14 protein-coding genes are annotated in these 14,748 nt (G+C 54.9%); 8 read left to right on the top strand and 6 right to left on the bottom strand.

Annotated features, from left to right (window positions below; all coding sequences use genetic code 11):
* Nucleotides 1-51: 51 nt before the first annotated feature.
* Together A377_RS0105815 and A377_RS0105810 are read right to left on the bottom strand one after the other, a co-directional pair.
* A complete protein-coding gene (locus A377_RS0105815) occupies nt 52-1,758 on the bottom strand; it encodes a type I secretion system permease/ATPase (RefSeq protein WP_019895280.1) in 1,707 nt (568 codons plus the stop codon).
* 46 nt (nt 1,759-1,804) lie between these two features.
* Nucleotides 1,805-3,160: a TolC family protein gene (locus A377_RS0105810; protein WP_019895279.1), complete on the bottom strand. Its 1,356-nt coding sequence runs from the start codon at nt 3,158-3,160 to the stop codon at nt 1,805-1,807.
* Nucleotides 3,161-3,271: 111 nt separating this feature from the next.
* Here A377_RS0105810 and A377_RS0105805 point away from each other — a divergent pair, with 111 nt between their 5' ends.
* The 4 genes from A377_RS0105805 (at nt 3,272) to mtnN (ending at nt 6,843) form a co-directional block, all read left to right on the top strand.
* Nucleotides 3,272-4,486 (top strand): Calx-beta domain-containing protein, encoded by a 1,215-nt coding sequence (locus tag A377_RS0105805; RefSeq protein ID WP_019895278.1) that lies wholly within the window; start codon nt 3,272-3,274, stop codon nt 4,484-4,486.
* A 111-nt stretch (nt 4,487-4,597) separates the two neighbouring features.
* Nucleotides 4,598-5,365, top strand: coding sequence for a glucosaminidase domain-containing protein (locus A377_RS0105800; protein WP_019895277.1), 768 nt, complete (start codon nt 4,598-4,600; stop codon nt 5,363-5,365).
* 4 nt (nt 5,366-5,369) lie between these two features.
* Nucleotides 5,370-5,891, top strand: coding sequence for an S-ribosylhomocysteine lyase (gene luxS / locus A377_RS0105795; RefSeq protein ID WP_019895276.1), 522 nt, complete (start codon nt 5,370-5,372; stop codon nt 5,889-5,891).
* A gap of 247 nt (nt 5,892-6,138) precedes the next feature.
* On the top strand, nt 6,139-6,843 hold the full coding sequence (gene mtnN / locus A377_RS0105790) for a 5'-methylthioadenosine/S-adenosylhomocysteine nucleosidase (RefSeq protein WP_019895275.1): 705 nt from the start codon (nt 6,139-6,141) through the stop codon (nt 6,841-6,843).
* An 8-nt stretch (nt 6,844-6,851) separates the two neighbouring features.
* Here mtnN and A377_RS0105785 read toward each other — a convergent pair whose 3' ends face one another.
* Nucleotides 6,852-8,288, bottom strand: a complete 1,437-nt coding sequence (locus A377_RS0105785; RefSeq protein WP_169338010.1) for a GGDEF domain-containing protein — start codon at nt 8,286-8,288, stop codon at nt 6,852-6,854.
* Between the two features lie 325 nt (nt 8,289-8,613).
* Between A377_RS0105785 and A377_RS0105780 the strand changes: the two genes are divergently transcribed.
* Entirely contained in the window at nt 8,614-9,060 is a 447-nt protein-coding gene (locus A377_RS0105780) for a flagellar export chaperone FliS (protein WP_019895273.1), read from the top strand.
* A 241-nt stretch (nt 9,061-9,301) separates the two neighbouring features.
* A complete protein-coding gene (rpoH, locus tag A377_RS0105775) occupies nt 9,302-10,159 on the top strand; it encodes an RNA polymerase sigma factor RpoH (protein WP_019895271.1) in 858 nt (285 codons plus the stop codon).
* A gap of 83 nt (nt 10,160-10,242) precedes the next feature.
* Here rpoH and A377_RS0105770 read toward each other — a convergent pair whose 3' ends face one another.
* Genes A377_RS0105770 through aroK form a run of 3 tightly spaced genes read right to left on the bottom strand, consistent with a single transcriptional unit; the run spans nt 10,243 to nt 12,799 of the window.
* On the bottom strand, nt 10,243-11,112 hold the full coding sequence (locus A377_RS0105770) for a D-hexose-6-phosphate mutarotase (RefSeq protein WP_019895270.1): 870 nt from the start codon (nt 11,110-11,112) through the stop codon (nt 10,243-10,245).
* A 26-nt stretch (nt 11,113-11,138) separates the two neighbouring features.
* Nucleotides 11,139-12,236, bottom strand: coding sequence for a 3-dehydroquinate synthase (gene aroB, locus A377_RS0105765; protein WP_019895269.1), 1,098 nt, complete (start codon nt 12,234-12,236; stop codon nt 11,139-11,141).
* A 38-nt stretch (nt 12,237-12,274) separates the two neighbouring features.
* On the bottom strand, nt 12,275-12,799 hold the full coding sequence (gene aroK / locus A377_RS0105760; protein ID WP_028485305.1) for a shikimate kinase AroK: 525 nt from the start codon (nt 12,797-12,799) through the stop codon (nt 12,275-12,277).
* Nucleotides 12,800-12,923: 124 nt separating this feature from the next.
* Here aroK and gmk point away from each other — a divergent pair, with 124 nt between their 5' ends.
* The gene (gene gmk, locus A377_RS0105755) at nt 12,924-13,535 is read left to right on the top strand and encodes a guanylate kinase (protein WP_019895267.1); all 612 of its coding nucleotides are present in this window, start codon (nt 12,924-12,926) and stop codon (nt 13,533-13,535) included.
* An 11-nt stretch (nt 13,536-13,546) separates the two neighbouring features.
* Complete coding sequence (locus A377_RS0105750; protein WP_019895266.1) at nt 13,547-14,731, top strand: DegT/DnrJ/EryC1/StrS family aminotransferase; 1,185 nt, start codon at nt 13,547-13,549, stop codon at nt 14,729-14,731.
* Nucleotides 14,732-14,748 lie beyond the last annotated feature (17 nt).

The raw sequence follows: 14,748 nt of genomic DNA, 5'->3' as shown, positions 1-14,748 counted from the left end.
CCAGGCCTGGTCATTATCGGGTTGACTTGAATGCGTTCGACAGATCCAGCCTTATTTCTGATTGGTCAAAGAGAGCTGACCGTTCTGAATGGCGGTCAGGACTTCATCTCGCTCACCAAAGGCTTTGGCCTGACCATCGACGACCAGCAACAGCTTGTCCACCAGTTTCAAAATCGGCTTTTTGTGAGAAATAATCACCACCGTGACCCCGTGCTCTTTCAGGGACTGCAAGGCCTCGGAAAGCGCCTGTTCACCCTGATCGTCCAGATTGGAGTTGGGTTCGTCCAGCACCACCAGCTTGGGATTGCCATACAGGGCACGAGCCAAACCGATTCGCTGACGCTGACCACCGGAAAGACCGCTGGTACCACTGGCAAGCTCGGTATCGTAGCCCTGAGGCAAGCGCAATATCAATTCGTGCACCCCGGCCATTTTGGCCGAAGCCACCACTCTGTCTGGATCCAGTTCGCCGAATCGACCGATGTTTTCAGCAATGGTGCCGGCAAACAGTTCGATGTCCTGAGGCAGATAGCCAATGTGCTGACCCAGATGCAATTTGTCCCAGCTGTGAATATCGGCGCCGTCAAGTCGTACCTTGCCGGCCAGCAATGGCCAGACACCCAGCAGGGCGCGAACGATGGAGGACTTACCGGCCGCACTGGGGCCGATAATGGCCAGCATTTCGCCTTTCTGCAGTTCAAAAGAAACGCCGCGCACAACCGGCGTACGACCGCCCGGTGGGGTGACCATAATGCCTTCGCAACTCAGACGCCCTTCCGGATCCGGCAACGGCATGGTGTCGTCTTTGGCCGGGTATTTGGCAAACATTTCGTTCAGGCGTCTGTAGGCGGTTCTGGCGGAACTGAAACCTTTCCAGGAGCCGATCAGCAAATCCAGCGGTGCCAGGGCACGCCCCAGAATAATGGACCCGGCAATCATCATCCCCGGTGTGATTTCGTTGTAAATGGCCAGCCAGGCCCCGAGCCCCAGTATCAGGGATTGAAACATCAAACGCAGATTCTTGGACAGATTGGTCAGAATGCTGGCCCGGTCACTGGCCTGACTCTGTTTGCTCAGAAAGCTCAGGTGCTTTTCGAACCATTTGTTTTTCAGGTTGTTTTCCATGCCCATGGCCGCGACCACTTCGGCGTTTTTGACGCTGGCACTGGCATAGTTGGTCGATTGCATGTGTTCCTGATTGGCTTCTTCCAGCAGTTTTTTGGAGGTGCGTTCATTCAGATAGGCCAGAATAAACAGCACAATCGCAGCAAAAATGCCGAAATAGCCGAAATAAGGATGGAACAGGAACAGGATCAGAATGTAAATCGGCAACCAGGGGGAATCAAAAAACGCAAACAACCCATTGCCGGTCATAAACTGACGCAGCGAGGTCATGTCGTTGAGTGGCTGGGCATTGACCTGCCCCGGCTCATTGACCGAACGCTTGAACATGGAAGAGAACAAATCCTCGTTCAGAGTATTGTCCAGTTTGTTGCCGATTCGGATCAGCATTCGCGAGCGCACAAATTCCAGCAGCCCCATGGTGATAAACAACCAGACCACAATCAGGGTCAGCATCAACAGGGTTTCTTCACTGCGACTGGTCAGCACCCGGTCATAAATCTGGAGCATGTAGATGGGTGGGACCAGCATCAGAATGTTAATAAAAAAGCTGAACACGCCCACGTTGATAAACGAGCGTTTTACTAGCTTCAGTGCCCGCTGAATTTCGGTCAGGTCATCTTTTTTGGGTTGCATACGTCTCTCTAAACATCAATAAATCGGGTAAAAGGCTTGAACAGAGTCAAGCGGGCTGGCGCAAGGCTTCGGGCAACTGTCTAGCCTGCAGCAGCTGCGCCACATCCTGTGGGGCAAAATGGCCGGTCAAAAAAAGCAGTTCCAGTTGCGCCTTGAGATTCTCATGTTTTTCGGTCACCAGTTTTTTCTGGGTAGTATAAAGCCGGGTTTTGGCTTCCAGCACTTCATAAACGCTGCGAAGGCCGTAGGAAAGACCTTTTTCTGCAGCCGCGAGATAGGCGTTCGCCGATTCAACAGAGCGGCGATACGCCTGGATATTTTCATAGGAGCCACGAATTTTGGACAGGGACTCCTCGGCCTGGACCGAAGCCTTGTGCTTTTCGTCGGCCAGGAAGAAAGCATCTCGGTCAATCTGGTTTTGAGCCTGACGAACGGCCGAGTTGGTGCGCCCACCTTCATAAAGCGGCAGCGACATTTCCAGCACCGCTCTGGATTCGTTTTCCATGCCGGTTTCATAGGAGTCGGTTTTGCGATATTCAACCCTTGCGTTCACTTCCGGCCAATATTCGGCCTGACTCAGGTCCTTTTTTTGACGCGATTCTTCCAGTGCCGATTGCGCGACTTGAACCGACAGAGCCGCGTTTTCAATGCGACTCACCCAGTTGTCCTGAGCCAATATGCCTTCAGAAAGTTGCCACAAATCGCCCTGAATGGAAGCGATGTCCAACCCACGTTGCCCCACATATTGTTCCAGACGCTTGAGCATCACTTTACGGGTATTGGTATCGGCGATCTCCTGGGCCCGCAACTCATCGTATTTGGACTGCGTTTCCAGCTGATCCACCTCCGTGGCCAGCCCACGTTCCAGCATGGCATCGACGCGCCGCATACGAACTTTGTGATCTTCGATTTCCGCACGGGAAAGCGCCAGCAGCTCATTGGCTTTGGCCGCATCAATGTAGGCGTGCAAGGTTTCCAGACCTGTCTGGAAACGCTTGAGATCAAAGTCTTTGGCAAAACGCTGATACCCGGCTTTGGCCGCACTGATGCCTTCAAAACGTTTCATGGAAAACAAAGGCTGAACCAGCGAAATCCCGGAGCGGGTAAAGTCCGCCGGTTCGTCTTCGACAAAGCCGGTGGTGTATTCGGCTTTGCCCCGACGCAAATAGGCCGACACATTGGGCAGAACCTGTGACCAGGCCTGGTCAATATTCTCGGATTCCGCTGAGAGATTCTCACGGTGGGCCTGTAACGCCTGATTCTGCTCCAGGGCCAGCTGATAAGCCTGGGTCATATCAATCGGCTGCGCCACCGAGCCTGCGCTGTATCCCCCCAGCAATGCAAACGATGCGACCAAACCCAGGCGCTGCATAAAAGCCAGCAAAGCATTCTGTCGTTTCATAGTGTTATAATCCAATCCGTCTTGCAGGTCACTTTGACGTTTAATAATGACAAACCATACTTTTAAAATTAACGGTACAGCATAACATAACTTCTTCCACAGGGGGCATACATGGTCGCCACGACCCGGCATTATACAGACAGCCTGTACCAAACCTCAGACTATTCGACCATGACGGGTGTGGTGCAAATCACAACGGACACAGGTTACCGTGGCACCGGAACACTTTTATGGGATGGCCAAACCGTTTTAACCGCCGCCCACCTCTTTGATCCCGAAATTGACCGTGCCGAAGTCATCTTTGAAAACAGCCATCAGCAATTCAAAACGGTGCAAGCCACGCAATATCAAATCCACCCTTTTTACGAGCCTCTCCATGACAATCACGACCTCGCGTTGGTGCGACTGTCGGAGAAGGCCCCCGGGTTTGCGCAACGTTTTGAATTATATCGGGAAGACGATGCCATTGGTCAGACATTTGCCTTTGGTGGCTATGGAACGCCTGGCACCGGCCTTGAAGGCAGTGACCCCAACGCAACAGACAATCCTCGCTTGATCGCGGCCAATCGCTTTGAAACCGAAGGCTCGACCCTCAAGGAAGTACTGGGGGCCGCCATGGGCTGGACCCCAAAACCGGGCACCACACTGGTCGCTGATTTTGACAGTGGTAATACCAGCGAAGATGCATTAGGCGGGTTGCTGGGCATTTACGATACCGGCCTGGGCGACGAAGAAGGCCTGATCACATCCGGCGACAGCGGTGGCCCTGCATTCATAGATGGGAAAATTGCAGGCGTCGCCAGTTACACATCCAGCCTTGGCACCTACGACTTTGAGCCCGACGTTGATCTGTATGACAACAGTTCGTTCGGAGAACAGGGATTCTGGCAACGCGTGGCATATGACGATCACCAGCAATGGATTGACCAAAGTGTCCGCGATGCTTATGGTCAAGCTCCCAAAGAGGTTTCAGAGATCGATTTTGAGATTTTTGAAAACGACAGCGGTGACATCAGCTATGCCTACTTTCTGATCGAATTTCATGGCGAGCGTTTTACCAATGACTGGCTGAGCGTAGATTACCAAACCCGAGACGGCACTGCGACGGCCGGAGAAGATTATCTGCCCCAACAAGGCACCTTGGTTTTGTACCCGGATGAAAACCAGGCGGTGATGCCAGTGGAAATTCTGGGCGACGATCAGGTGGAAGACGATGAAACCTTTTATCTGGATGTCACCAATCCCGTCGGTGGCAGCTTTCCGAACGGCGTTGACACCTTGAGCGCCATGCGCACCATTGTTGATGATGACATGCTGATCGCCTAAACTGCCACCAACGTCACTTCATTGGTCAGAGTCCGAATGCATAGAAATCACTTCCCCCGCAATGTCTCCTCGCTCCTTTTGCTGAAAGCCCCAGCGGCTCTCATAATGGTAATGGCCGCGTTTTCATTCTGGCTTTCCGGCTGTTCGGAAGAACCTTCTGAGCAGACCGACAGCCAACCCGCAATAACCCAGTTTGACCGACCGCCGGACTTTTCCAGCTTTGACGCCGGCCCACCGCGCAAGCAGGCGTTTTTTGAGTATTTTGCGCCACTGATCCATCAGGCAAATCAATCCATTCAGACCAAACGCGAGCGGTTGAAAACGCTGATCGACCAGAACAGCCTGCCTGAAAAAGACCAGGCCTGGTTAAAAACCCAGGCCGAGCTGTTTGGCTTGGAGGTCTCTGGCCGCTTTGATCCCGACCGTTCCGAGAACCAGAAAGCGCTGCTCACACGCATTGACACCATTCCCACTTCGCTGGCGCTCGCTCAGGCAGCCAATGAAAGCGCCTGGGGCACGTCTCGTTTTGCCCGCAAAGCCCACAATTACTTTGGGCAATGGTGTTACCAACCCGGATGCGGACTGGTGCCCGAGCAACGTATCAGTGGGGCCGATCATGAAGTGCGGGCTTTCGATCACCCTTATGAATCGGTCAAAAGTTATCTGCACAACCTCAACAGCCATTCGGCTTACGCCGATTTGCGCCGCATCCGCGCGCAATTGAGAAACGCCAATCAACCGGTGACCGGTGTTGCGTTGGCAGAAGGCTTGTTGCATTATTCTGAACGCAGGGAAGCGTACGTGGAAGAACTTCGGTCCATGATTCGTTACAATGAGTTATCGCGTTTTAATTTGAACGCTGCAAACCAAAAGGATTGAATCTATGCCATTACTTGACAGCTTTACCGTGGATCACACCATTATGAATGCGCCCGCCGTGCGCGTGGCCAAAACCATGCAGACGCCGGCTGGCGACACCATTACCGTGTTTGACTTGCGCTTTACCCGACCCAACATCGACATACTCGGTGAAAAAGGCATTCATACGCTGGAGCACTTGTTCGCCGGCTTTATCCGCGAACACCTGAACAGCGATGACGTGGAAATCATTGACGTTTCGCCCATGGGCTGCCGCACCGGCTTTTACATGAGCACCATCGGCACCCCGGACGAACAGCGCGTGGCCAAGGCCTGGGAAGCGGCGATGCAAGACGTGCTGAAGGTCGAAAAAATGGAAGACATTCCGGAACTGAACAAATACCAGTGCGGAACCTACACCATGCACTCGCTGGACGAAGCCCAAAACATCGCCCGCAATGTGCTCGACCAAGGCATTGGCGTCAACCGAAACGCAGACCTGGCCATGGATGAGGCCACCCTGAAATCACTGGGCAATGCTGTATAACCCCTTTCTGGGGGCATGGCAAAACACTGTCACCCTGAGCGAAGCTTTTTTCTGTCATCCTGAGCGAAGCCGAAGGATCTCCAACCGACAGTGCCATCCTGAAGAAGATCCCTCCGCTTCGGTCGGGATGACAAGGTGGGAAGGGTCGGCATGACAAGGGGGGGGATGATCGGCCGACAGAGTGTCAGGTAAGTACTTTTTAACCAGGCCTGGTCATTTCCGGGGCCGTTCACACGACGGAAAACTTATGCGATTGGCGATCATTGGTGCAATGGAAGAAGAAGTTTCTCTGTTGCGCAACCAACTTCAAGACGTGAAAACCGAAACCCATGCCGGGTTTGAATATTATCTGGGTCGCATCCACAAAACGGATGTGATTTTGCTGCGCTCAGGCATCGGCAAGGTCAATGCCGCCATCAGCACGGCGTTGCTTCTGGAACTGTACCGACCGGATGCGGTGATCAACACCGGTTCGGCCGGAGGTTTTCACCCGGATCAGGAAGTGGGCGACATCGTGATCAGTCAATCGGTGCTGCATCACGACGTGGATGTGTCGGTTTTTGGCTATGAAACCGGCCAGGTGCCGGGCAGTCCGCACCACTTTACCCCCGATCCCAAACTGGTCAAGATCACCCAGAAGGCCATCGAATCATTGGGGGAAGTGGCGCACATGCATGGCCAGATTGCCACCGGCGACCGCTTTATGCATCATCCGGAAGACGTGGCCGCGACCCGAGCCAGGTTCCCGGATATGATTGCCTGTGAAATGGAAGCTGCGGCCATCGCCCAAACCTGTCACCGGTTTGAGGTGCCGTTTGTGATCATCCGTTCATTGTCGGACATTGCCGGTAAGGAAAACGCCCAGACCTTCACCGAATACCTGGATCAGGCGGCCACCCATTCGGCCAAGCTGATTCTGGAAATCATTCACAAAGCCGACGAACTGAACTGAATCAAGGTTTACATAAACTCTTCGATCGGTGTTGGCGCCCCCCAGAAAGGGCCCTGAGCCAAATCGCAGCCCAAATTGCGCAGGCGCTCGACCCGTCCTGAGTCGGTCACGCCGGTGGCCACAACCGAAGCGTCCAGTGTGTGTGCCAGATCAATCACTGCCCGCACACAGCGGGTGCCTGTTACGGTCTCCAGTTGCTGAGCCAGCCAGGTTTCGTCCAGCTGAATTTCGGACAGGGAAAGCTGTCCCAGTTGCGACAAATCCAAAGGCACCCGGCCCACACCACTGAGCGTCAGTTGAAATCCTGCCGCGGCCAGCGCATCCAGCACCGGGCGCTGAAGGGCATCGCCCATTTGCGCCACATCCACACTGAGATGCACCTGCTCCGGAGAAATGGCGTTTTGCTGCAACGCATCGGTCAATAACGCCACCGTTTCGGGCCTGGTCAGAACACTGGACAACCGGGGCAGACTCACACTCCAGTCGGCGGCCCAATGTTGCCAGCGCGACAAGTAAAAACACACCGAATCCCAAAGCCAGCGGTTGACCAATGGCGCATCAACATGATCGATCAGCAAGGCCTCCAGGTCCGAAATCGCATGCACGTCCGGGGCATCCGGCCAATGCAATGTCAGTGCTACGCCCACAAACCGGTCATGTTTGATGTCCACCTGATGCTGCGCCCGAAGCTGCAATCCGCCTGTGGCCACCGCCTCGGACAGACAGGCCTGAATCGGCTGATCCTGATGCGTCCGAAACGCAGGCAATGACTGATAGAAGGCGTAGGTTTTCCCGCCTTGCTCTTTGGCGTAATACAGAGCCTGATCGGCCCGGTCAATCAGATCCGAGGCCACCCGCCCGTCTTCATGAAAACGTGCCACCCCCATGCTGGGCGATGTGAACACCGCATGATTTTCAATCCAGTAAGGACGGCAGACTTCTCGGATCAGCCGTTCGCAGATGGCGGCAAGACTTGCCTGTTTTGCCACATCCGGCATTACCAGCACAAACTCGTCCCCGCCCAGCCGCGCCACAAAGTCGTTGGCTTTCATTACCGCCAACACCCGGGCACTGACCAGTCGCAGCAATTCATCCCCGACATGATGACCCAGTGAATCATTGACCTGCTTGAAGCCGTCCAGATCCATAAAGATCAGACCAAAGGATTTTTGACTGGATTGCGCGTTCGCAATGCAATCGGCCAGATACTCATACAACGAAGCGCGATTGGGCAAATGCGTCAGAAAATCGTAATGAGCCTGCTTGTAAAGGTGGTGGGTTCGGGCCTGCACTTCGGCTTCGATCCGCAACGCCATATCAGGCGGGTAAGCAAACTTGTGCTGCAGACGTGCCAGCACGCCGCTCAATCCTTCCGATCGGCCTGCATCGACCCTATCGACTTCTTTTGCCATGTCAGCCAAATATTTTCGGTCATGATCGAGCATGCAAGCATCAGTCAGATCGCGCAGCCACGATGTGTGAGCGATTTTCTGATCCGAATTTGTTGGTTGATGAGCCAATTCCAGCATGGTGTTTCCCCTGTGGCCATGTATTGTGTCAGCCGGTTCTGTGCCTGGATGCAAGCAAAGGGGGTGCCATTCCTGAACAAATCTGTCAAAACGCCTGTGATCAACAGGCGGCACAAGGCTGCAGCTTTTTTGACACCTTGTTGGCACGGCTTCTGCTTATCGACCAATAACGATAACCTTTAGGGGTTTCGGCAACGAAACACAAGCAAAACAACAGAAGCCAAGCACAAGGAGCTTTATTATGACCATGAACCCGACACTGACCCAAAATCCGACCGAAAACGACGCTGCCCCACTACTGCAGGATTACCACCGCAACCCTCAAACCGAGGACCAGCTGGCTGAAAACCCGGCCAAAACCGTGATGTTGCTGCTTCAGGGCGTTGTGGACAAGGGCAACCTGGCCAAACTGTGCCACACCTCGGAAGCCTATGTGGAAAAAGGCTTTCACCTGGGACGCATGACCACCATTCTGGATGCATTGCGTGACCGTCTGGCCCTGACCCGCGAAACCCCGCTGGCGTATGACCTGGAAGAATTGTATCGTTATTCGGACAAGGCCATTCAGGAAGCGGTCTACGAAAAAGAATGCTTCTATCTGGACAGTGCCGTGGAGATTCTGACCGAAATCCGCGATGCCTGGCTGGAAATGATGCACAGCAATGGCCAGATGTCTGACAACGACTGACCATTCCGCCTAGCGCCTCATCTGTGCGCTGATTCAGAGCAGCTCTGACCCGTTCAGCATCGCCGCGCGGGTCTTTTTTTTGCCGCCCTTTCCTCTTAAAACAATCTGGATGAATTATCTTTTCCAAGCCATTCTTTAAACAACACTTTTTATTTAAATCCGCTTTTTGGCAGTCCCTTGACATGAGTGCTAAATCTTGTATAGTAATGGGTATCAAAAACCAATTCATGAGGTGAGAGACATGTCAAAGCAACTGATGGCATTCCAGCAGAATCTGGTTCCAGGCCAGAACCTGGAGACGTACATGCGCACAGTGCAGACTTTTCCGCAATTGACTGCGGAAGAAGAGCGTGCCCTGGCCGAACGTCTGTACCATCATCAGGATCTGGAGGCGGCACGTCAGCTGATTTTGTCGTCCCTGCGTTACGTGGTGCCGATTGCACGCTCATACAAAGGGTACGGCCTGCAGCTGGCCGATCTGATTCAGGAAGGCAACATCGGACTGATGAAGGCGGTCAAACGCTTCAATCCGATGGAAAAAGTGCGTTTGATGACCTTTGCCGTGCACTGGGTGCGTGCCGAAATCAATGAATTCGTGATCAAAAACTGGCGCATTGTCAAAACCGCGACCACCAAGGCCCAACGCAAACTTTTCTTCAAGCTGCGCGGAGCCAAAAAATCCCTGGCGTGGCTGGGCAATGACGACGCCGACACCGTCGCCGAAAAACTGGGCGTGACCCGCAAGGACGTGCTGGAGATGGAATCGCGTCTGTATGGTCAGGACATGCCGGTGGACATGTCGGCCGATGAAGAAGAAAACGAGAACAAACACTATCCGGTGCTGGTCAGTCAGGAACTGGACCCGGAATCGCAACTGGTGGCGCAATCGCAATCCGAGTTTGATCTGGGCCACATGCAAACGGCTTTGAAACAACTGGATCCACGCAGCCTGGACATTATCCGGCAACGCTGGCTGTCGGACCAGAAAACCGGTCTGAAAGCGCTGTCGGAAGCCTATGGTGTCTCCATGGAACGCATCCGTCAGATTGAACAGCAGGCGATCAAAAAGCTGCGTTTGGCCATGGCCGAAGCGGCATGACAACGAACGACCAAAACGTCAAACCCGTTTAAATATAACGCGCTTCGGCGCGTTTTTTTATGTGCGAATGATGTGCAAACGCATCAGGCCAAAGGCTTGGCGCGCAAATGCATGCTGAACACATGGGGCGTATCCGGCTCGACCACCACTTGCGACTCCAGAACATTGCCGGTCTCAACGCACAACATTTTTGACCAGGCCTGGTTGTCCATGTCATCAAACCCGCCCACCAGTTCGGCCCCGGGGTTCCAGACCACAGTGGAGGCCGCACCGCATTTTTCGATTTCGATATTGCGCTTCAGTCCCGGATCGTGTAGCTGCACCTGTCCTGGTTGCTGCAAATAGACCCGATCCAGCGGCGGCACAATGGAAAGCACATCTTCGGCACGATAGGGCGGCAGGTCGGCCAGTTTGTCATGACATTCGCTGTTGCCCAGACCGGTCACAAACACCTCGCTGGCCTTCGACACCGAGAAATAACTGTGCAGAGCCTCGGTCACAGTGAACGCCTTGCTGTCCAGGTTGCGCGTGGTCAGAGTCAAAGTCAATTCGGAACCCACAAACACGTCCAGCGTCAGCTCAAACCGGTACGGCCACAAGGCCAGCGACTGAGCATTGGACTGGATGCGAAAGGTCAAACGGGTTCGCCCCAGATCATCACTGTCCGAAGACATCAGCTGCCAGGTCATATTGCGCACAAACCCGTGGGCGGGCAGCCCCGGTTCGCTTGAGGCCCCAAACCAGGGCCAGCAGATGGGAATCCCGCCCCGCACCGGCTTTTCTCCACTGTAATGCGCGCGCTCTGATACCCATAGCAAATCCGGTTGCAGACGCCCGTCGTCCATGCGAGGCGCAAAACTGAGCACACTGGCCCCATGCGTGGTCATCACCAGCCGCGCAAAATCGTTATTGACTTCAATCAGCGTCAACTCACCCTGACGATAAAGGTGCATGCCTTGTGGAAATTCCGCTCCCCGTTTCAACGATACGACTCCAATGTCTGTGTCAGCAATGCATCCGGGTAATCGCCGGTCACATACGCCTCGCCGATTTGCTTGAGCAATACCAGACGAATGCGTCCGGCCTGAACTTTCTTGTCTCCGGCCATCAATGCCAGAAAACGCTCCGTACTCAGTGCCTCAGGCGGGGTCACCGGCAATCTGGCCGCACGCATCACCCGTTCAATGCGCTGTTGGTCCGCGTGAGTCAGATCGCCGAGCAAACGCGACATATACACCGCCTGCATCATCCCAGCGGCCACCGCTTCGCCATGCAACCAGACACCATAGCCCATGCCCGCTTCGATCGCGTGGCCGAAAGTATGGCCCAGGTTGAACAAGGCGCGCAGACCGGCTTCTTTTTCGTCCTTGGCCACAATCGCCGCTTTGTTGGCGCAGGAGCGACGAATGGCTTCGGTCAGAATCGCCGGTTCCCGCGCCAACAGCTGCCCCATGTGCGCTTCAAGCCAGTCAAAAAACGGGGCGTCTCCAATCAGTCCGTATTTGATCACCTCGGCCAGACCGGCAGACAGTTCCCGATCCGGCAGGGTATTGAGGGTGGCCACATCAATCAACACGGATTCCGGCTGGTGAAAGGCGCCGATCATGTTCTTGCCCTGAGGGTGGTTGACCCCGGTTTTGCCGCCCACGGACGAATCCACCTGAGCCAGCAGTGTGGTCGGCATTTGAATGAACCGTACCCCTCGCTGATAGCTGGCGGCGGCAAAACCGGTCATATCACCGATCACACCGCCGCCCAATGCCACAAACGTGCAGTGGCGGTCAAAGTGATGCGCAATCGCAACATCAAAAATCCGATTGAGGATCTCCAGATTCTTATAACGCTCCCCATCGGGCAGCACCACCGTCTGTACCTCATACTCGGCAAAGGCCTCACAGGCCTGCTGCAGATACAAAGGGGCCACGGTGGTATTGGTGACGATCAGCACCTGGGTACCATGAACGTAGGGACGAACCCATTCCGACTGGCCCATCAACCCCTGACCGATCACAATCGGGTAGCTGCGTTCGGCCAACTCCACACCCAGGGTGACCGGTTCCGCGGTATCAGCGTTCATTCTGTTGCGTCTCTTGCGTCTGGGTCACACCATCTCCTTCAAATCACAGCCTCATCGGCCAGTTGTTCCATAATCTGACGCACCACCCGATGCACAGAGGCCTGCTCGGTCTGAACGACCAGGTCCGCCACTTCCCGATACAGGGGATCGCGCTCGGTCATGATGTTTTTCAGCACCTCTTCGGGGTTGTCGTTCTGCAACAAAGGGCGATTGCGGTCCTGACGGGTGCGCGCCAACAGTGCATCCAGCGACGAGCGCAAATACACCACAAACCCGCGCGAACGCAGGTGCCTGCGATTCTGCGGCTTGAGTACGGCCCCGCCACCTGTGGCCAGAACCACTTGTGGTTGCTGGGTCAACTGGTCAATCAGCTTGCACTCACGCCTGCGAAAACCGGCCTCGCCTTCAATGTCGAAAATCATCGGAATCGACACCCCGGTCTTGGCTTCGATTTCGTGATCGCTGTCCAGAAACCGATAATGCAGCTTGTCTGCCAGAATGCGCCCAACGGTTGACTTGCCCGCGCCCATCGGCCCGACCAGAAAAATACTTTGTTTTTGCATAACCAATATTGTAGCCCAAGTCCACCCCGGCAAGAAGCCAGGCACCGCATTTTGTTTGCAACAAGTCGCCATCAAGTCTGATAAAATGGGAAATTATTTCGCCTCAGCAGGAAGGATCACTGACATGCCGGGTTCGTTGTTTATCATTTCCGCCCCTTCCGGAGCGGGCAAAACCTCACTGGTCCACAAACTGACCGAAAAAGACCCGCTGGTGGACGTGTCGGTTTCCACCACCACCCGTGCGCAACGTCCGGGGGAAGAAGACGGGGTCAACTACCATTTTGTCGATGTCGCCACCTTTGAACAACAGGTCGCCCAGGGCGATTTTTTGGAACATGCCCAGGTGTTTGACCATTATTACGGCACTTCCAGAACCGCCGTGGAATCGCAACTGGCCAATGGCAAGGACGTGATTCTGGAAATCGACTGGCAGGGCGCCCAACAGGTCAGGCAGTTGATGCCCGACGCCGTGAGCATTTTCATTCTGCCGCCGAGCCTGAGCGAACTGGAAAGACGACTGAAAAACCGTCAGACCGACAGCGACGAGATCATCGCCCGACGCATGCAGGATGCGGTCAATGAAATGCGTCATTATGACGAATTCGATTTTCTGGTCATCAACAACCACTTTGACATTGCCCTGAGCGAGCTGCACCACATCTTTCTGGCCCAGCGCCAGACGCGCGCCCGCCAGGCGGAACAACATCGTGCCCTGATCAAAGCACTGACCAAATAACAGGAGTTTGCATGCCCGGTTTTGAACTGTTCGACCACCAGGAAAAACAGCAGGTCGCCGAGGTCATGGACCAAGGCTTTACCTTCCGCTACAACTTTGACGGTTTGCGCAACGACGTCTGGAAAGCGCGCGAACTGGAACAGCTGATCTGTCAGCGCCTGCCGGTCAAACACGCCCACCTGGTCTCCAGCGGCACGGCGGCTCTGTCCACCGCTCTGGCGGCCGCCGGCATCGGGGCCGGCGACGAAGTGATCGTGCCGCCCTTTACCTTTGTCGCCTCGGTCGAAGCCATCGTGCTGGCCGGTGCGGTGCCGGTCTTTGCCGAAATCGATGACACCCTGACCCTGTCTGCCGCGGGCATCGAAGCCGCGATCACACCGCGCACCAGAGCGGTCAATTTTGTGCACATGTGCGGCACCGGCGGTGACATGGACGCGGTCAAGGCCGTATGCGACCGCCATAACCTGGTCTTGCTCGAAGACGCCTGTCAGGCCACTGGTGCCACTTACAAAGGTCAGGCGCTGGGCACCATCGGTCAGGTCGGCACCTTTTCCTTTGATTCGGTCAAAACCATTTCCTGTGGCGAAGGCGGCGCGGTCCTGACCAACGACGAACGCATTCATCAGAACGCGCATCAGTATTCCGATCACGGTCACGATCACATCGGCAATGACCGGGGCGCGGAAGATCACCCGATCATGGGCACCAACTACCGGATTTCCGAAATGAACGCCGCCGTCGGTGTGGCCCAGTGGCAGAAACTGGATCGGATTCTCGAAATCCAGCGCGCCAACAAAGCCGCACTCAAAGACGCGCTGGCCCAGTATGACGAGGTCACCTTCCGTCGCCTGACCGACCCCGACGGCGACAACGCTGGCTTCCTGAGCATTTTTCTGCCAACGCCCGCGCGCGCGCAGGAAGTGGTCAGACAACTCGGTGACGCCGGCATCGGCGGGGTTTTCTATTGGTATGCCAACAACTGGCATTACCTGAAAAACTGGCCCCACATTCACGCCATGCACAGCTCGGCCCGTCTGCCGATTGACCTGATCAAAGACCGCCCCGATTATTCCGAGATTGCCTTGCCGCAGTCGGATGAACTCATCAGCCGGACGGTGTCGTTTTTGATTCAACTGTCTTGGGACGAGGCGGAAATCGAGAAACGTCTGGCCGCGTTTCACACCATTTTTCACTGATCAAACCCCACTTTTTA

The organism is Hydrogenovibrio halophilus DSM 15072, from assembly GCF_000384235.1.
Lineage (GTDB): Bacteria > Pseudomonadota > Gammaproteobacteria > Thiomicrospirales > Thiomicrospiraceae > Hydrogenovibrio > Hydrogenovibrio halophilus.
Note: the sequence above shows the minus strand (reverse complement) of the source record. Positions and strands in the feature narration are given on the sequence as shown.